The following is an 18872-nucleotide window of genomic DNA, read 5'->3' as shown; positions in this document are numbered from 1 at the left end:
TTTTAATATAGAGAAGCGAATGTATAATTAATCGTTTTTTTAGTTCCTGTATTACTGAATTTAAATCTGTATTTTGTTTTATAGCTCTTAGATGCTTTACTGTAGCTCAAGTTGGTATAACCCTTTTTCTTTGCATAAAAAGTTTTAATAGTTTTCCACCCTTTACTTGTCTTCTGTTGCATCTCGGCTTTTATGTTCCCGCTTCCAGATCCTTTTGCATTAATGCTTGCATTCGTTCCTTGACCTGAATAAAAAATCTGAAATGTAGGTGAGTACGTATAGTTTTTGAATGAGCCTGAATGGTAATGGGTAGTCCAAATACTGCCTCTTTTCACCCAATCTTTTGCTTGAGCTTTGTTATCAGCAAGATCTATAGCTGTAAAGCTTGTCAAAGCGATAACAAAAGATGCGAATGCCATGATCAATTTCTTTTTCATTATGTAATTCCTCCCGCTCTCGTATAGTTCTTTTATCATCTTTAAATATGATAATCATGATTAGAAGATGATGCATCCTTCTAAAATACTAAATTATGGCGATTTATCATGCATCTCACATACATAATGACTAAAGACTCGTTTCTTTAGATTCATTTCCTGTTCTACTTGAGAATGTTTGGAAATAAAACAAAAGCAGCTGCCTTCGACAGCTGCTTTTATCATTCGATATTCTTTACATTTGAGAATTCTCAGCAACCACATCCGCCTTCCCCTGTCTCCTGACAAGCGTCAAAGCCATGCCCGCAAAGATCATTACGATGCCTAGTGTTTGATAGAGGTCTGGGTGGAAACCCGTAAAGACGGTATCGAGTACGATTGCGACAGCCGGGTCGAGGAAGACAATAATTGAAATAATTTTTTTGATAAGAATCGCAAACTGTCAAAAAACAGCAAATAGACAATAACAGTATGGATGATACCGGTAGACACCACCATGATCCAGTTCCTCGGTGATTGTTTCTTTATGATGGCTGAAGGCAGAAAAAAAATTGCGTTGAAGAATAAAAATGAGGTGGGGAGTCTCAAGCAAAAGGGGGAAAATCAGTGTGACTTCTTGTCACACTTGATCACATCTCAACCTCCGCAATAGAAGCTTATTTGGTCTTCTTCGTCATACACATAATAACGGAGTCTTTCCCATTGATCGTCAGTCGGTAAAATCTCCAATTCAACCGAATCGATAGATTCAAGATCATCCAGCTTCGATGCACCGATGTCTTCAAACCGCAAATGAATGTCACAGGTTTGAGCAGATAGTGTTAATTCAAACACATGAATATGAATATATTGATCATCTTCTTTCATGTAGAGAGAAAACTCGTTTAATGTAAATGGACCTGTATCCGCATGATGCTTTTTCAATTTCTCGTATTGTGATATTCAAATGGATTTCCCCTATTTTTAGTTACCGCCAACCATATAGATGTCTACAGCATCGTGTTCAAACCACATGATCCGTTCGCCTGAGTCCGTGAGACATTGGAGTTTCCCTTCTGCAAAATAGCTTTTATCCAGTTGAGGATCAGTGATCAGAAAAACATCATCATTGATGGAAGCTAGCAGAAAGAGATAACCTGCAATGCCCCAGTCTGTTTCATGTACTACGCATTGGAAATGAAATTGCCTTTTCGCCAGCTTCGTCACTTTGTAAGCATAGCCTTTGAAAAACTCTGACAGGTCTTCTATAAATGAACCCCCCGTTATCACCTGTATCATGATTCGCTCATAGGCAAGCACCTGCCAAAAACGATAAAAAGACTCAGCATCTTCAAGTTCGCATGATGTAACGGTTTGGTCAGTCTTAAGATCGATCATGTCCAAATTACCAATACTGCTTATAGAGGTTATTTCCATAAAATCCTCCTTATTAGTTGGACAGCGCAACGCAAATCTCTTGTCTGACTTGGTCATACAAGAGAATGTAATGATACAAATCAGTATCGTTTTTGATCATATCCGGCTGTATTTCAGGATACAGCTCAAAAAAGCTTTTCTCCAACGAACGCCGCTGATGCCGGGGCATCCTTTTATTTGCCAGCACATAATCCAAACTGCCATCAACAAGCATAAAAAACTCATTCATTTCCGCTTCAAAGCCGTACAATTCATCAGGATACGGCTTTTCTTCAAGCTCTTGCTGTCTTTTTCTCAGTTTTTCAAACACGTGATCCTCTCTCTTCTGTCATCTCATATTTCCGGCAATAAAAGCGAAACGTCTCCTCCTCCCATTCTTCCACAAGGTAGATGCCTTGCGGCTGCGGTTTAATACGGAGAAAGACATCAGACATGTCCTTTAGGGTTTCCAAATCTCGTATCGTAACGGCTGAAACGTCTTTGAATGTAAAAATAATTGAACGGAAATGATAAACAACTGCTAACTCAATCGTATAAATGGCGTCTCTATCTGTTTCTCGATAAAGACGCCATTTCTTGATATGCTGTAACAAAATTGGAGAAACTCCAGAAATATTCAATTCAGTTGCCAATTTTGATTCCTCCGTTGACGCTTTCCTATACTCCATACTCACAGTAAGGCTTCAAATCAGGGAATGCAGCCTTTAACATCCTTTCTATTCCTTCTTCATTAACTGTAAAAATAAGATCGGATGAATCAAAAAAACCGACTTCAAAAACACATTCTTTCACAGGGGAGATATAGTCATCTTCATAAAAGTCAGCATTCCCATCAACAAACGGAACGCGTGTTAAATCGTACGGTATCGTCTCTTTAGGCACAGCAGTTAAAATAGAAAATATCACATAAATCTCAAATTCATTTAATATACGATGAAATTCCTCACCTGTGATAAAAAGATAGTCTTCACGCTCGCCAATGATATCGTTCCAATGATTCTTATCCTCGGATAAATCCATCATATTCAAAATATCGCCAATGACCCAATTATACTCAGTGATAGGGAGAGGGAATTGTTTGAAAAAATCATTTAAAAGAAAAAGATCAGAATCAGCATATTCCAGACAATACCTGCTCATATGTACCTCTCCCCCAATAAAAGTCCCTTTTTACAACTCATACTTGATCAATTCCTCCATCGTGGTTCCCTTGAAATATTGATTTAGGACATCCTCAATACTCAAATGACCAAATAGCCCAATTGGATTGCTATAGGTCTTCCCCTGTTTTTTGTCAACTTCTATTAAATCACTCTCTGCCGCTAATGAATCGTCTTGGCTAATGAGATACTTTCCATCCTCATACATGACAAACGTTATAGCAGAATGATCAAATTTCTTCATCAGATCTATCGGCACCTTGGAAACAACCTTCCAGTTCCCCTGAAGAAAGCCTGTATATCCTGTATTCGCAATAAAAAGGGCTCTTTGCTTTTCTGCCATCATGAGAAAAATGTCATCTTTACTCAAGTGATCCTCTGTAAAAATATCAAAATACTGAATGAGAACATCATCATTTTTATCTGCTGCCAAATCTCCTTTTACCACTAATGCATATGTAAACTGATTGATTTGCTTTAAAGGGATTTCAATGACAACACCAGGCCTAACTTCACTTAAAGTAGTTCTTTTTTTCATCTTTAGGTTGATATCGGTGACTTGTTTTCCTTCTAATTCTTTAAAAAATGAATCGCCGTCTGAGTTTAATACCTGAAAGAGAGTATAAACAAATTCATTTAGAGTAGGCTTGCGATCCAATTGTTCAAGGAACACAGCGTGAAAATCTTCGATGGCGTCGTGACAAATATCCAAACCATCATCACTTACGAATATCTTTTTATTCTTATATTTCTCTTCCCAAAAGCCCATGTTTCACCTCGTTTTTCAGAACACTCATCTATTTTGAAACAGGATAGGCGGATATTTATCTATCGCCTTCAATAATTCTTCACCAAACACAGTGATTGTACATTTCCACGGGTCTCCCAAAAGTCCCCAGGAAAGGTCCTGATGAAAAAAGAAATAATAGTCTCCATTTGGAAATACCGGAACAGGCCATTCGCCAAATTCATCCTTAGGCATTGTCTGATGAGGGCTAAAGATATATCCGTCATGCTGCCAGTCTAATGCGTACATCACATCGTGCTTTCCAGTACATGATTGAAATGCTTTTAAAATCGAAGTCTCTAAATCATTCAGCACTCCGCTCACATCATTATGACTCGCGCTTGAGATATCAAACACTCGATATGGATCAGGCGGGATGATGTGATGAAATCTGCTTCCGGGCTTCCATTTTATGAGCTTGTTCACTTCTGACCAGATGCTGTCTTGTTTTGTCTGACTTAAAGCGTGCCAATTCATCATGATCTCATCCCTACACCTTATTGGATATCCTGCTTATAAACACCAGAAGAGGCTACTGCGTAAACAGCGTTACTTGTCAATTTCAGCTGTTGAACGTCTAGGGCTTCACCGTTCGAATCACAGCATGTTATCTCTTCCATCTCTTGACTCACATCGGTAGAAATCAAATAAAGAGACGGCTTAAGGTCTGCTCTGTAACAGTTGACCGTCCCGATCCAAAAACCTTCTTTAGATACTGTGAGCTGATCAAGTGCTTCTGATTTAGGTGCCTCATCCGACAGAATCCACACTCGTCTCACGACCGTTTCATCAAATGCGGCAATGACTGCATCTCCGTAATACAGCATATAAATCAAGCCGTTTTTTTCTGCAAGTCCATAACAATCATCTACAGCCGGCGCATCCATTTCTTCGAGCTTTCTATCAATATGTATTTCCTTCTGCTGACCATCTAACGTAAAACACCACACACTATGGCCGTCAGGATTCTCATCATGGTAAATCCCTTCATCACATAAACCGACCCAAAGCTGTTGTTTCTCATCCAAAAGACAGCAGGAAACCCCTGAAGGCAAGTGAAAAGCACTTTTCACCCTTCCCTCTTCTGAAAAAACCTTTACCTTCGGCTCATACGATTCGTAATAAACGAAGACATAGCCATCTGCACATTGTTGGAAGAGCTGAATATCGCTATATGCAATCTGCTCTTTCACTCTAAAATCCCGAATATCACCGGAAGGATCATAGATTGAAATGGTCACATCACCTTTCACACCTTTTCCAATGTAGACACGCCCCAGTGGATCAGCATGGAAAAAACAATCTTGGGTGTCCGTGTTGATGATTTTATTCATTTTTAATTTTTTCATTTGTTATGCTCCTAGGTTAGAAATGAAGTGATAATTATGCATTTATTAGCTATTAGTAACGGACAGCCTAGTTTCATTAATCGTTTTGATATAAAGCTACTTTCCAATTCAGTCTTATATCATTTAGTGTTTAATTGGTATGCATAAAACGATTGATCATCAAAGCGAACTGTTTCAGCTTCTATAGCAATCAGCATTCTGTTCATGTCAATAAGAAAGTTAGCATTTGATTGATACTCCGGAATTATAGAATTTGATAGATTCCCGATTCCTTCTGGATGATAACTCATCTCAAATACTTGCCAATTGTATTCTTCCGGATCTATTTTTTCCAATCTCATGTCGCCAACATCTGCACTATAATAAGCGGATGCCACATTTTGAAATACTATTTTATGCGTATATTCAGCTTCACTTTCAAAAACCTTGATATTAAGTGAGAGCTCTTTTTTAAACACATTAAAATCTAAATGAAGGACACTGCACCCCTCATCTATGTAATCAACCCATTCATTAATTGTTTTGTACATTGTCATCTCCTAATTAATCTCTGTTTATATATCAACAAATCCGTATATAAAAGGGGGCTTGATGATAATCATAATTTCTCATCAAGCCCAAAATATATTACACTGTATATTGTTTTATCCTCATTTAAATCATCTGTTGGATGCAAATAATCATCTGGAGAATCTCTCAAATCATTTCCGCCTAGAATAGGTAGATGATATCAATTGACTCTACCATACCCCACCGGGAGTGGGAGTTATCAAAAGTATGCTACTTATACTTATTTGTAATGTTGCGTAAGCTTTTTTTCAAATTCAACTGGAACTGTCTGATTTGGAAATACAACTGATATCCAATCTAAGACAACGTCATCTAAAGATCTCCAAGTTTCTAGCTTTTTTCCTAAACTCTTATGATCAATACCTAGAATACAGATTTCAAATTCTCTCTCTCCATAAATCGCCCACTTTAAAGTCGGTGAAGCCCAAACAACACGAGATGCAATATTCATTATACAGTCATTTTTACTGTTCTTTGGATAATCTGTTAAGATTGAAAGATATTCATCTGCAGTTATATTTAAAGGAATCTTTATCCAGTTTGAATACTCATTTTCTTCATAAAATTGGTTTATATGTTCAGGACTATCTAGAACCGCCATTAATATAAACTCATCTTGATGATCATTAGCCAAACTCTTTAACATTTCCCAACTTTCTTCAGATAATACCCAATGAAATTCCTCGAATAAATAATAATTTTTCCTTTGTTTAAAAACTTGTTCAGGCAATGTTTGATCTACGTGACATAAGGAATTAATTATGGATTGATAAACTTTTAACTCCTTAGGATGATTAATAAAATAGCGATTCATCTTTTTTCTCCTTTAATGTCGCATTCTGATTTTGTGTGTGAATTTTTTTCTTCCTTTAGGCGTATATTCTGCGGTTGGATAAGGACTTGACTTAGCATGTTTCCTTATAGAATACTTATTTCCGTTTTTTGTCATAGTGATAACACCACCATGATGAACTGATTTTCTCCATCCTTGTCTTCTTAAATTTTTTTCAAAAGTTCTTCTTCTTACATTAGTAGAATAATTGTTGAATCTAGAGGTTTTTTTAGTTATATCTCTATAACTAGAGTATGCTCTTCTAGCTCTCACACTCTTTCTAGAGAGCTTATAAGTTTTAGCAGCTTTATAAACCCGACTAGCACCCTTAAATATCTTCCCAGGCCCAAAGTTAGAAGCAGCCGCCCAAGCAACACCTTTCCACCCTTTACCTGATTTATATGCCTTATATCCATCATAGGCTGCAAACCCGGCATTTACTACAAGCCATACCCAATGCCCGTCCGGATCAACATTCATCACAGGGTTATTATTTCCATAAGCATACCCATTCTGATCCAGTGAATCACCGTCGCTGCCCGGGTCTGGATCGAGCGATAGGAACACGCCGTTTCTTGGCTCGTAGTAGCGGGCCATGAGATAGTACAGACCGGTTTCTTCGTCGTATTGGTAGCCTGCGTAGCGGTAGCGGTTGTCTTTTACTTCTTCACTTGCTTCGGTTTTTGTTGGATTTCCCCATGCGTCGTACTGATATGTGGCAACGGTTTTTCCAGTGCTGTCTGAGATCGCGATGACGTCGCCGTGTGCGTTGTAGTGATAGAAATATTTCTTGCCATTCTCTGTGTAGGATAACAGCTGGCCGCTGTCACCGTACGTGTATGATTTTGTGACCTTGTTGTCTGCGTCTGTTTCATACAAGACGTTTAGGCTGTCTCCGTCATAGAAGTAGTTCGTGACGTTTCCGTTGACAGTTTTTTGGATTCTGTTTCCTTTTTCATCATACTTATATGTTGCGAATGGTTTGTCTTCGCCTTTTTTTGTAACGGCTGTCAGGTTATCTTCTGCATCCCACGTATATGCGAATTTGCCGTCAGATGTACGGTTGCCGTTTTTATCGTAAGAGATGCTTTCATCATTGACTTTTGTCAGCTGGTTCATGATGTTGAAGGAAGCGTTCACCGTTTTGCTTGAACCGTCTTTTACAGTTGTAACGGTTTTCCGGTTTCCGAATCCATCATATGTGTATTCAATGACAGTACCATCTTCATGAGTTTCTTTGATAAGCTGGTTCAGCTTTCCATACTCATATTGCACCTTGCCGCTTGCTGAGCTGTTTATCGTTGTGCGATTGCCATTGGCGTCGTATTCATAGCTTTCCGTCAGAATGCTTCCGCCATTTTTGTCGCCGATATGCAGCGAGCTTACAAGATTTCTTTCATCATATGAAAAACTTGTTCCGCCGCCGTTGCCCGTAATAAAGGTTTGGACGTTGCCATTTTCATCATAATCAAATGAATAGGAAGATGTACTGTCTTTCATCTCAACCATTTGATCAAGTTTGTTATACGTAAATTGATTCGTTCCTTTTTGGTCCCCATGAGTCCACGAGAAGGTTTTCAGCTTATCGGAGTCACTAGGATATGTCCAAGTTTGGCTGCCGCCGCGGTCTGTCAGTTCGGTTAAGCGGTTTTTGTTGTCAAATGTCCGTTTCTTTGTGGTGTTCTGCTCTTTATTGACAACCGACGTTTCATTTCCATTTTTGTCATACGTGAAATTGTATTTTTCTGTACCGTTATACGATTTTGATTTCACCCGGTCTGTTCCATCATAAGAAAGAGACACTTCGTTGCCATTCGGTGAAATGGTTTTGGTCAGGTTGCTGTTGGCATCATATTCGCTTGCTAGCACATTGCCGAGAGGGTCAGTTGTTTTGACAAGCTTGCCCATGACATCATATTCATATTTATAGGTTTGATCTGCTCCCGCCCGGATGGTTTTGCTTACCTCATTGCCTTCCTTATCATAGCTGTGAAGGATAGACGTGCCGTTGGAGAGCGTCATGTTTGTCAATTGGTCTGCCTGATCATACGTATAGGTTGTTTTTTCACCTTTAGCATCCGTTTCAGCTGTTTTCTTACCAGTTTCATCGTAATCAGTTGAAGTAGAGTATCCTAGTTCATCTTCTTCCTTGGTCACATAGTTACCATTACTGTCATACGTGCTTTTTGTTAGAAGGCTTCCTTCAATCAAACGGATATCATCAAACCACGCGGTTCCTGTTGCGCTCTTTTGGAACAGTATGCTGATATCGACTTTATTAATCGGCTTTGTTTTTGGTATAACCACAGCTGCGCGGTTCCATTCCTGTGTTCCAGAAGGGAATTTCGCATTGTAGACGCCTGTGCTGCCGTCCGCATAAGTGACATTAGCCTGCAAAGAATAGTCTTTTTCATCTGTAAATTTGACACTGCTTGCTTTCGACATTCCTGTCAGTGTGAGATAAACCGGTTTGTCATTTGCGCTTTGCCCTAAAACAACGGTTTGTTTTGTTACTGATCCGGCTTGGGACGCACTGGTCCGGGCAGCTTTTAATGATACATCATCATTAAAGCCTTCTTCAGAATCAACGGATGCCCCGCTTGCACTCCAGCTTTCCGTTACTGCTGTGAAACTGCTGTTTTGAACTGGGTTATAGCTTGATGATACTTCGCCTTTTTCCAGCTGGACTTCATCGAACCATGCTTTTCCTTTGCCATCTTTATCTTTATGATCGACTTCCATATACACAACAGCTTTTCCTGCATTTGCTGGAGTCGTAAAAGTGATTTGCCGTTTTGTCCAGTCATTGTTTCCGGCTAATGCACTATATTCATTGTGAATCCATTGAATTCGTTTTTGATCTTTGTCTCGCAAATCAATGTTAAAGTAGGCTCTTGATTTCGCTAGATCCGTTTTGATTTTCCCGCTTAATGTATAGGTTGTATTCGGCTCCAGTTCAACTGTTTGTGTCGCTGACGAATACCCGAGATCTGTTCCAGCAGACGTTGATTGACTCAAGACTTCCAATGCCTTTGATCCAGATAGAACTCCGCTTTTATCGGCAATCACTGAGATTTTGCCGCTATCTTTAGATGCAGTCAGATTCCAGCCGGATTTCTGCGCTTCAAAGCTTCCATCTTTCAGAATATTGGTTGAGGCTGATAAATCTTTGCTGGATTGAATCTGATTTCCGTATTTATCATAAACAGCTGCTGAAGATGATTTTCCGCTCTGATCGGTTTCGGAAACAGCATCCAGTCCGTCATAGGCAATATCCGTGACATTCCCCTCGGTATCCTTCATCTTTGTGACATCGTTGTTTTTGTTGTATTCGTATGTCTCAGTTCCATATGCGTCTTTAACCGATGTAACGTTGCCATCTTTGTCATATTGATAGCTTTCCGTTGCTTTTCCGGTTCCCACATCGTTTGGATCTACATCTTCTACGACATTATTGCCTTCATATTTTGTATTTGTTGTAATTTTTAGCCCTTCCGCATCATCAATGACCTGAATGGGATTTCCCGCTTCATTATAGCCATACTGTACCTTCCGGCCATTTGGCTGTGTCATGAGAAGCGTCTTTTTATCAGCATCATAGCTATAGACATATGTTTCTTTTTTAGCGTTGATCGCTTTTTCGAGACGGTGTCCGCTATACTGATATTCGGTAAAGACAGGCTTTGCTTCGGTACTGTTGGCTGAATATTGTTTGACAAGGCGCCCTTCCCCATCATAGTCATAGCTTGTGACAGTCCCGTCTGTATCAGTGACTTTCTTCAGCAAATCATTCTCATATGAGTAGGTTACTTTCTTATTTTTAGGTCCGGTGATGGAAGTCACATGACCGTTTTCATCATATGTGAGTGTGAGCTTGCGGCCTGATGCATCTGTAATGGCTGTCAGTTGATTTTTGTCATTGTATGTGTAGACAGTTGCATTGTTGTGGCCATCCACTACCTTTTGAAGCTTGCCGCCTTTTTTATTAAAATAAACGTTGGTTTGATCCTTTGTTTTTAATATGAACTGGTCAGCTGTTTCTGTTAATTCAAGATAGACACCGGTCGGCGGCTGATATGTGCCATCGGCTTTTTTAGTAAATCGATGTGTAGTAGCGTCTTCATCAATATACATTGCCCCGCCGTCCGTCGGGATAACAGATGTTTCAGCATCAGCATACCAGCCTTGTCCAAATAAGTGATCAGAGCTGTCAAGACTGTTGTAGGTTCTCGATAAGCCAAGTCCCGGTCCGCGCCCGTCAATTGACAGGTCTTCTTCACTCACAATAACATTGCCTGTCGCACCATTTAACTGGCCGCTTGGGATATCAATGATAGACCAGTATTCTTCTGTTCCAAGGAATTCTGCGCCTTCATGGAACGTTGGGTTAAAGGGAGCCGTCGGAATCGTTTCACCATTCGCATCATAGGCGACAAGAGTGAAAGAATAATTCTTCTTCCCTTTGTAATTCCCATTTGCATTGTTATAGACAGGTGACGGATCAAGAGCTAATTCTCCGCCTTTTCCATCTGTATGCAGCTTATAGCTTCCGGCTTTGATTTCCTCAGAAGTCGGCCAAATGTTTTTATTTTGGGTTGTCCAATGATCCACGTTACCAACATCAAAGGACTGATATTCTTTACCGTTATAGATGTTAACTTTATAACCTTTCGCATTTTGAACCTTTTCCCATATTAAATTCACATAGCCCGTTTGACTTGATTTTGTGTTTGTATACAAATAGCCAGTTACATTTTTCGGCTTAGCGATATCAGGAAGTGTCGGGTTAGCAACTGGTGATGCAATGGCTTCGCCGTCTTTGTTATATGCGATCAATTTAAACGAGTAATTTTTTTTGGCTCCGTCTCCTCCGGCGTTTTTATAAGTTGGGCCGGGATTGATTGGCAGCTCTGCTCCGTTTCCGTCTTTTAGATGAAGAGCATATTTTCCCGCTTTAATTTCAGCACTTGTCGGCCAGATCTTTTTCCCTTTGGTGGTCCAAGACGTCTGATTTCCTAGATCAAGTGTCTCAAAGCCTTTCCCATTGAACACCTGAACTTTATAGCCGGTGGCTCCTGATACAGCTTTCCAAGAAAGATCAAAGTACCCTGTGGCATTCCCATTATTATAGCCCTTGGTGGACGGTGCTTGTGCTTTTCCTACATTAGGGATAACGGGCTTTGCCGGTGCGGACATCGCGCCTTCTCCCTGATCAAATATTGCACTGACGCCGATCCAATAGTTTTTGCTTGTGGCATAGCTTCCGCCGGAATTCTTATAGACCGGGGATGGATCTAATGCCAATTCAGCTCCGTCCTTGCCGTCCAAATGCAGTTTATATCGCTTGGAAGCAATTTCTGCGCTCGTAGGCCAGATCTTTTTTCCTTTTGTGCTCCACGACGTGACGTTTCCTGCAGAGATTGCTTGATATTCTTTACCATTGTAAATCCATACTTTATACCCTTTCGCACCTTCAACCTTTTTCCAGCTGATATCGAAATAACCAGTGGAATCGCCGTTGTGATAGGCTTTAATTGTAGGTGTGTTTCCCTTTGGAATGGTATACGTCACTTCAATATACGGTTTATTGGCGGAGTTCGCTGATGAAATCAGTTTTTTCCAATATTCCTTGCCGTTTCCGTTTGTATGAAGCTTAAATCCATAGTTGGCCCCGCCAGAGTTCCATGACTTTACAGCGGCGGTCACATCGTAACTTGCCCACTGTCCTTTATGGACATCGGCTTTTCCGATATTTTTAGATGCCGGTTTGGTGTTCCATGTCACTTTTGCATTATCATAATTGCTGTTAACTGTATCTAGCCAAAGACCGGTTGCCTTTGTTCCATAATAGGAATGGGCGACGTATGTTTTTAATGTAGCTTTGGTGACAGTCATATTTTGAATTGGTTTTAGGTTGTTAAATTTCATGAACGCATAGTTTGTGCCTGTTGTTTTGTCATAGTAGCCCGTTTTCAGCACATAAGACTTTAAGTTAGCATCCCACTTTTGAGAGGACGCCGAGTAGTTCGTTGTCGGATAGGCACTCATGACAAACGTATCTGATGAAACAGATAAAGATGTTGACGGGTCGATAGATACCGGATATACGCGTCCTGGATCCTTCAGCCAGTTCTCGTCTGCCGTGAGATGAAGCAAATACCCTTCTTCATTCTTTTCCAGCTTATAGCTGACTTTGTCCGACCTTTCAACCTCGCCGGAAAGTTCATCTAACTTTGAATCCGTCATAAAAGGCTTAGGCACAGAAAAAACAACTTTGCCTTTTTCATCAGAAAAATCAATGGATCCATCCTCTTGTTCTTTAGCCTGCAAATCGGTTTTCAACTGAAATGTAAATGTGTTGTACCCATCATATTGATGAAGGACTAAATCTTCTTTTATGTTTTCATTGAATGTGAAAGTCTGAAGATCAATATTCGGAAAAACATCCGGATAAACAATCTCATTACTGTCAGTCTTATAATCTGCTGAGGTATCTTTCGGAGTAAGTGAAGTTTTATTTGGGCCTTTTGCTTCTACAAGTGAATATGTAACCTTATGGTCATTATGCTCAAAAGTCGCATAAAGCCCGTTCTTCATTTGCTTTTGAAAATCTGAATTCAAAATGGCATTCTCTGTCTCGACTTGTTTGCTTGTCGATTCTTTTAACTCAGGAGAAATGTCTTCCCAGTCAGCATTCGGTGTTTCCTTTGTATGAATGGGATCAAGGTATACTTCCTGTTTATAGACACCGTCGCCTTCATAATACAGCTTTGTATTTTCTGTTCTTTCTGAGGTGATCTCACCCTCTTTGTTTATATCTTTTGGATCAAAAGGTACGGCTTCCTCAGTTTGTTCATTCCGAGGAGTTTCTTCTGGATCATCGGCAACAATACGATTTCCAGTCTCTTCTTCTGTGGTTTTTGCCAGTACATCTGCCGGCAATAATGAAATCATTAAAGCCAACACTAAAAATACTGCAATGAACCTTTTAAAGTTCTGCCTCTTTCTTTTTTTCATTTCCTCTCTCCTTTTGTAATAAAAGTAATATTCAACAAATAATCTTAATGATCATGAAATGTTATTTCAATATTTTTCTAGAAATTTTATCTTATTTTAAGAATTAACCAGAGTAAATTGACCCAAAAACAAAAAAGGCCGCTTAGGCCTTTTTACATTTTTCTATCTTTATTGAATTTGTTCAATATCCTTACCCTCAGCCGCCAGATCCGCCTTCCCCTGCCTCCTGACAAGCGTCAAAGCCATGCCCGCAAAGATCATCACGATGCCCAGTGTTTGATAGAGGTCAGGGCGGAAGCCTGTGAAGACGGTATCGAGAACGATCGCGACAGCAGGATCAAGGAAGACAATGATTGAAATAAACTTCGTTGATAAAAATCGCAAACTATCAAAAAACAGTAAATACACGATGCCCGTATGGATGATACCGGTAGATACCACCATGATCCAGTTCCCTTGAGACAGATGGGCAAAAGCACCAAAATGAATAAACGGAATCAGGATGATGACCCCTAAACCGGTTTGCAAGAAGGTGGTCGTGTATGGGCTGAGGTTGTGAATGCCTTTTCCCAATAAAGTTGTGAACGCATAAAACAGTGCGGCGAGAACTGCCCAAATGATTCCTGATCCCATCAGCTGTGTAAATGAAGTACTGCCGTTAATCCCAGAAATCAGCGCAGTTCCCAGAAAACAGATAATAATGGAGCTGACGGAGATGACATGTAATTTCTCTCTATAGATGATGCTCCCCAGGAGAAGAACAAGCACCGGGGCAAGGTGATAAACGGAGATGGCGATCGTAACGGATGTTTCTTCAAAAGACTTAAATAAGAAGACCCAGTTGAATACAAGAAAGAAACCGCACGCCAATGTTTGCAGCACTTCTCTCTTACTCCATTTTTCCGTTTTATACTGGCCGGACGCCAGCCAGCAAAAGCTTAAAAATAGCGTCGCGCAAAGGCAGCGGACAAATACCAATTCAAATGACGGCAGATTGGTATGCTCTGAGAAAAAGCCGATGGAACCGAAAATCACCATGGAGATGACCATTTTGATTATGGCTGTTGATTTTTGTTTTGGTGTGATTGAGAGAACTTGCTGCATCAAATGTATTCTACCTCCAGTTATGTATATGGAAAAGCACCCCAACTGCAAGGTACTTTTCCCTTTATTATAGTTTCTTGCCGGCCGTCCAGCCGCCGTCTATGACAAAGTTTGAGCCTGTAATAAAGTGCGCCTCATCTGAAGCCAAATACTTCATACAGGAAACGATATCCCTCGGCTGCCCCCACGTATGGAGGGCATGATTATCTTTGATCAGCTGAACCATTTCATCGTCTTGAAAATACTCTTCCGTCAATTCTGTTTGGATCACGCCGGGTGAAATGCTATTCACCCTGATTCCCTTTGACCCGAATTCCATAGCGAACTGCTTTGTCAGTCCGATGACCGCATGCTTGGAAGACACATAGGCAGCCCGCACAGGCTCTGCCATCAGCCCGGACACAGAGGCAATATTGATCATACAGCCTCGTTTTCCCAGCGTAGACCACAGCCTTGCCGCATCCCGGGAAAGAATAAAGGCTGCTGTGAGATTAATGTATATGACTATTTGAATGATTCGGCTGATCATTCTAGAACAGGGGTGATTTCCCTTATTCCTGCTACGTTGATTAAGATGTCCGGAATCAATGGGCTATGTTCAAGCTTTGGCATCAAAAATTCCGCCTGCTGGACATCAGACAAGTCTGCTTTTTCCATGTGGAAGTCACTGTTTACTATAAATTCTGACATTTTACTCGTATGAATATCTACTCCAACGATCCGAAAACCGTCCGCTAAAAATTATTTACCGCCAAAAAGCCGATTGCCGTTCCGCTATTTGCCCCAGTAATCATTATATTTTTTTTCGCCATTTTACAAATCTGCTTTTTTCATTTTGTTAATTTTACATAATCTTGCATACTATAGTTTGTTCATATAATTTAGCATTACGTTCCATCCTCCATTTTCCATATTTTTATCATACAGGAAATTGCCAAAAAACTCATTTGCTTTTTAAGGAGAGAGATCATTATGGTTCAAGCTGCAGGTGCACGATGAAATGAGCAGATGATTTTTTACATCTATATCTGTTCAAAAATGCCCTTCCAGGTGAATTTTTTTGTTAACAAGAAACAGCAACCCAAGAAATACCAACCTACTCAATAGAGTTAACTATAAATGAGAAGGGTAATACTGTTGATATCAAAACTTTTACGGCACACTTTACGTTTTAGAAAGGAAAGATGTTGATGGAGTCTATCTGGCTGGAATATGCCTGGACATTGTTAATCTTAATCGGATTAGAAGGACTGCTATCGGCTGACAATGCCCTTGTATTGGCAGTTATCGCCAAGCATTTACCCAATGATCAGAAAAAAAAAGCGATAAATTATGGAATCATAATGGCATTTGCCTTCCGGTTTGCGGCGCTTTTTGCCATTTCGTTTATCGCAAATGTCTGGCAGATTCAGGCGATAGGAGCAGCGTATCTTCTATACCTGGGCTTAAAGCATGTGATTAAGGCCCGTTTCGGAAAAAAAAGTGAGAATATTCATGAGGAGGACAAAGAGGAGGCTGCCGGGAAAGGTTTCTGGCCCACAGTCGGGAAAATTGCTTTAGCGGACCTCGCTTTTGCCATTGATTCGATTCTGGCTGCGGTTGCTTTAGCTCTCGGGCTTCCGGATTCACCACTTGATGATTTCGGCGGCATGGATGGAGGACAATTTATTGTTGTTGTCCTAGGTGGGATTGCCGGCCTTATCCTGATTAAGTTTGCAGCAACTTGGTTTGTAAAACTTCTTAATCAGCGCCCTGCACTGGAAACAACCGCATATGCCATTGTGGCCTGGGTCGGTGTCAAACTGGTGGTCATTACCCTTGCCCATGAGGATATTGGAATCCTGGACCATCACTTTCCACACAGCACCACCTGGACGCTAATCTTCTATGGCGTATTAGTGGCCATTGCTTTATTCGGCTGGTTTGCGCCGGCCAATAAATCAGCAACGAAATAAAGATATAAAAAGCAACAATGAATAGAAAACTGGAAAGTATATTGGGGCATCTAAACATATATTTGAAACCAAACAAGATAGAGGCGTCATCCCTTACTGATCAAGGGGGGCGCCTCTTTTGGATATTGTTGTTATAATAAAAACAAATTTTTAAAAGATTGTGTTTAATGAACAGTTTACGAAATTGTGGAAAAGCAAACTCTCTTCTAGCTATTTAAATACAGTAAGTCTCGAATGCTGGCCATTCGCCATATCAGATATTTGAATTTTTATCTATCGAACAATTAAAACCGGGCAAGTTGATAATTGAGAAATTTTATGGCTGACGCTTCCAAGCATCATTTCTTTCAGGCCGCTGATGCCCCGGCTGCCGACTACGATCAGGCTGACGCCTTTCTCTTTTGCGTGATTTAGGATCTCGTGCGCCGGCTCGCCATTCGCGTAAATGATTTCAGCTTGAACACCGTTCTCGGCTGCATTTTCTTTTGCCTTCTCAAGGATTTTCATGCCTTCTTTTTTAACCTCATCCCTGATTTCATCAATAAAATGTTCAGGCACATAGACAATTCCCGTCAGAGAAGAAGTCGTGACGACGGCTTCTCTCCCCACATGAAGGATGCTTAGTTCCGCCTGCTGTTCTTTGGCCAGATGCACTGCGGCATCAAGCGCTTTTGCACTCATGTCTGATCCGTCAATCGCAACTAACATTTTGTTAAACATGCTCTTCCCGCCTTTCGGACTGTGGGTGGTTCATCTTTCTCTTTTATTGTCCGCCTGCTTCCGCTTATTGTCAATTGAAGCGCACGAGACTTCAAAAAGTTGTCAGAGACTCTCTCCGTTTGTGGCGATGACCTGCTGATACCAGCTGAAGCTTTTTTTCTTGATACGGTTTAATGTTCCGTTTCCTTCATTGTCCCGATCAACATAAATGTAGCCATAGCGCTTTTTCATTTCCGCAGTGGATGCACTGACAAGGTCAATTGGCCCCCATGATGTGTAGCCGATTAAATCAACGCCGTCAGCAATAGCTTCCCGTGCTTCAATTAAATGTTCTCGCAGATAGTTGATTCTGTAATCGTCCTGGATCGTGCCGTCCTCGTCAACTTTGTCCACAGCGCCAAGGCCGTTTTCCACGATGAACAGCGGCTTCTGATAACGGTCGTATAAGGTGTTGAGCGTGATGCGCAAGCCTTTCGGATCAATCTGCCAGCCCCATTCTGATGATGTCAAATAAGGGTTTTTGACTCCGCCCAGCAGGTTGCCGCCTGATTTTGCAAGATCTTCAGGATCAGTACTTGCCGCCATCGACATGTAGTAGCTGAATCCGATGTAATCCACCGTATGTTCTTTCAAGATCTCTTCATCGCCTTCAGCCATTTCAATTTTAATATTGTTTTCTGCCAGGAAGCGCTTCATATATCCCGGGTACGCGCCTCGTGCCTGCACATCTGAGAAGAAAAGTGTTTTGCGCTCATTCTCCAGTGCCGCGAAGACATCCTCCGGCTTAGATGTCATCGGGTAGGTTGTCGTAGCTGCAATCATACAGCCAATTTTCGAATCAGGAATGATCTCGTGTCCCGCTTTGACAGCAAGAGCACTGGCCACAAACTGGTGGTGTGCCGCCTGGTACATTGCGTTTAATTGATTTTCTCCTTCTTCAAAGACAAGGCCGCCGCCAGTAAACGGCGCATGGAGTACCACGTTAATTTCATTGAACGTCATCCAATACTTCACTTTGTGCTGATAGCGTTTGAAAACAGTTTTGGCATAGCGTTCATAGAACTCTATGACTTTGCGATTCTTCCAGCCGCCATAATGTTTCACTAAACCGAGCGGCATTTCATAATGAGATATGGTGACTACAGGCTCAATATGATGCTTTAACAGCTCATCAAACAGATCGTCATAAAATTTGAGGCCTTCTTCATTCGGCTCCTCTTCATCGCCATTCGGAAAAATTCTTGTCCACGCTATCGATGTGCGGAACGCCTTAAATCCCATTTCTGCAAACAAGGCAATGTCCTCTTTATAACGATGGTAAAAATCAATTCCGGTATGATACAGATTTAAAGAAGTCATCGATTCATCAAATGGAGACATGATGCCGTTTGGTGATACATCAGCTGTCGAAAGCCCCTTTCCGCCCTCGTTATAAGCACCTTCCACTTGGTTGGCAGCAACTGCGCCGCCCCATAAAAATCCTTCTGGAAATCTCTTTGCATTTGAACTCATATTGATCACCCCA

Annotated in this window: 16 protein-coding genes and 3 pseudogenes; 1 reads left to right on the top strand and 18 read right to left on the bottom strand. The window is 40.9% G+C overall.

Annotated features, from left to right (window positions below; translation table 11 throughout):
- Nucleotides 1-2 precede the first annotated feature (2 nt).
- The 16 genes and pseudogenes from CVV77_RS09755 to CVV77_RS22680 form a co-directional block, all read right to left on the bottom strand.
- Nucleotides 3-437, bottom strand: coding sequence for a hypothetical protein (locus CVV77_RS09755; protein WP_084995505.1), 435 nt, complete (start codon nt 435-437; stop codon nt 3-5).
- Between the two features lie 235 nt (nt 438-672).
- Nucleotides 673-953, bottom strand: a pseudogene (locus tag CVV77_RS09750) (DMT family transporter); the annotation flags it as partial.
- Nucleotides 954-1262: 309 nt separating this feature from the next.
- A pseudogene (locus tag CVV77_RS22375) lies at nt 1263-1379 on the bottom strand (hypothetical protein); the annotation flags it as partial.
- Between the two features lie 21 nt (nt 1380-1400).
- Complete coding sequence (locus CVV77_RS09740; protein ID WP_100275273.1) at nt 1401-1853, bottom strand: hypothetical protein; 453 nt, start codon at nt 1851-1853, stop codon at nt 1401-1403.
- Nucleotides 1854-1866: 13 nt separating this feature from the next.
- The gene (locus tag CVV77_RS09735) at nt 1867-2163 is read right to left on the bottom strand and encodes a YxiJ family protein (RefSeq protein WP_019259904.1); all 297 of its coding nucleotides are present in this window, start codon (nt 2161-2163) and stop codon (nt 1867-1869) included.
- Nucleotides 2156-2485, bottom strand: a complete 330-nt coding sequence (locus tag CVV77_RS09730) for a hypothetical protein (RefSeq protein ID WP_100275272.1) — start codon at nt 2483-2485, stop codon at nt 2156-2158. Before CVV77_RS09730 ends, CVV77_RS09735 begins: the two co-directional genes overlap by 8 nt.
- 25 nt (nt 2486-2510) lie before the next feature.
- Complete coding sequence (locus tag CVV77_RS09725) at nt 2511-2993, bottom strand: hypothetical protein (RefSeq protein ID WP_084992741.1); 483 nt, start codon at nt 2991-2993, stop codon at nt 2511-2513.
- 30 nt (nt 2994-3023) lie between these two features.
- Complete coding sequence (locus tag CVV77_RS09720) at nt 3024-3782, bottom strand: hypothetical protein (protein ID WP_084992739.1); 759 nt, start codon at nt 3780-3782, stop codon at nt 3024-3026.
- Between the two features lie 24 nt (nt 3783-3806).
- Entirely contained in the window at nt 3807-4280 is a 474-nt protein-coding gene (locus tag CVV77_RS09715) for a DUF2716 domain-containing protein (protein WP_100275271.1), read from the bottom strand.
- 17 nt (nt 4281-4297) lie between these two features.
- Nucleotides 4298-4750, bottom strand: coding sequence for a hypothetical protein (locus CVV77_RS09710; protein ID WP_100275454.1), 453 nt, complete (start codon nt 4748-4750; stop codon nt 4298-4300).
- Nucleotides 4751-4822: 72 nt separating this feature from the next.
- Nucleotides 4823-5149, bottom strand: a pseudogene (locus CVV77_RS09705) (DNA-binding protein); the annotation flags it as partial.
- Nucleotides 5150-5268: 119 nt separating this feature from the next.
- The gene (locus CVV77_RS09700) at nt 5269-5685 is read right to left on the bottom strand and encodes a YxiG family protein (RefSeq protein WP_069838393.1); all 417 of its coding nucleotides are present in this window, start codon (nt 5683-5685) and stop codon (nt 5269-5271) included.
- A 254-nt stretch (nt 5686-5939) separates the two neighbouring features.
- Nucleotides 5940-6533, bottom strand: a complete 594-nt coding sequence (locus CVV77_RS09695) for a hypothetical protein (RefSeq protein ID WP_100275270.1) — start codon at nt 6531-6533, stop codon at nt 5940-5942.
- A 12-nt stretch (nt 6534-6545) separates the two neighbouring features.
- Nucleotides 6546-13568 carry a tRNA nuclease WapA gene (gene wapA, locus CVV77_RS09690; protein WP_100275269.1) on the bottom strand — a complete coding sequence of 2341 codons (7023 nt, stop codon included), beginning with the start codon at nt 13566-13568 and terminating at the stop codon, nt 6546-6548.
- Between the two features lie 168 nt (nt 13569-13736).
- On the bottom strand, nt 13737-14672 hold the full coding sequence (locus CVV77_RS09685) for a DMT family transporter (protein ID WP_100275268.1): 936 nt from the start codon (nt 14670-14672) through the stop codon (nt 13737-13739).
- Nucleotides 14673-14739: 67 nt separating this feature from the next.
- Entirely contained in the window at nt 14740-15201 is a 462-nt protein-coding gene (locus tag CVV77_RS22680; protein ID WP_250622077.1) for an SDR family NAD(P)-dependent oxidoreductase, read from the bottom strand.
- A 661-nt stretch (nt 15202-15862) separates the two neighbouring features.
- Here CVV77_RS22680 and CVV77_RS09675 point away from each other — a divergent pair.
- Nucleotides 15863-16627, top strand: coding sequence for a TerC family protein (locus CVV77_RS09675; RefSeq protein ID WP_100275267.1), 765 nt, complete (start codon nt 15863-15865; stop codon nt 16625-16627).
- 273 nt (nt 16628-16900) lie between these two features.
- Here the strand turns inward: CVV77_RS09675 and CVV77_RS09670 are convergent, their stop codons facing one another.
- Together CVV77_RS09670 and bglH are read right to left on the bottom strand one after the other, a co-directional pair.
- Entirely contained in the window at nt 16901-17347 is a 447-nt protein-coding gene (locus CVV77_RS09670; protein WP_100275266.1) for a universal stress protein, read from the bottom strand.
- Between the two features lie 102 nt (nt 17348-17449).
- A complete protein-coding gene (gene bglH / locus CVV77_RS09665) occupies nt 17450-18859 on the bottom strand; it encodes an aryl-phospho-beta-d-glucosidase (RefSeq protein WP_100275265.1) in 1410 nt (469 codons plus the stop codon).
- Nucleotides 18860-18872: the final 13 nt, after the last annotated feature.

It is taken from the genome of Bacillus sp. SN1 (assembly GCF_002796895.1).
In the GTDB taxonomy this organism is placed as follows: Bacteria; Bacillota; Bacilli; order Bacillales; family Bacillaceae; genus Bacillus; species Bacillus inaquosorum.
Note: the sequence above shows the minus strand (reverse complement) of the source record. Positions and strands in the feature narration are given on the sequence as shown.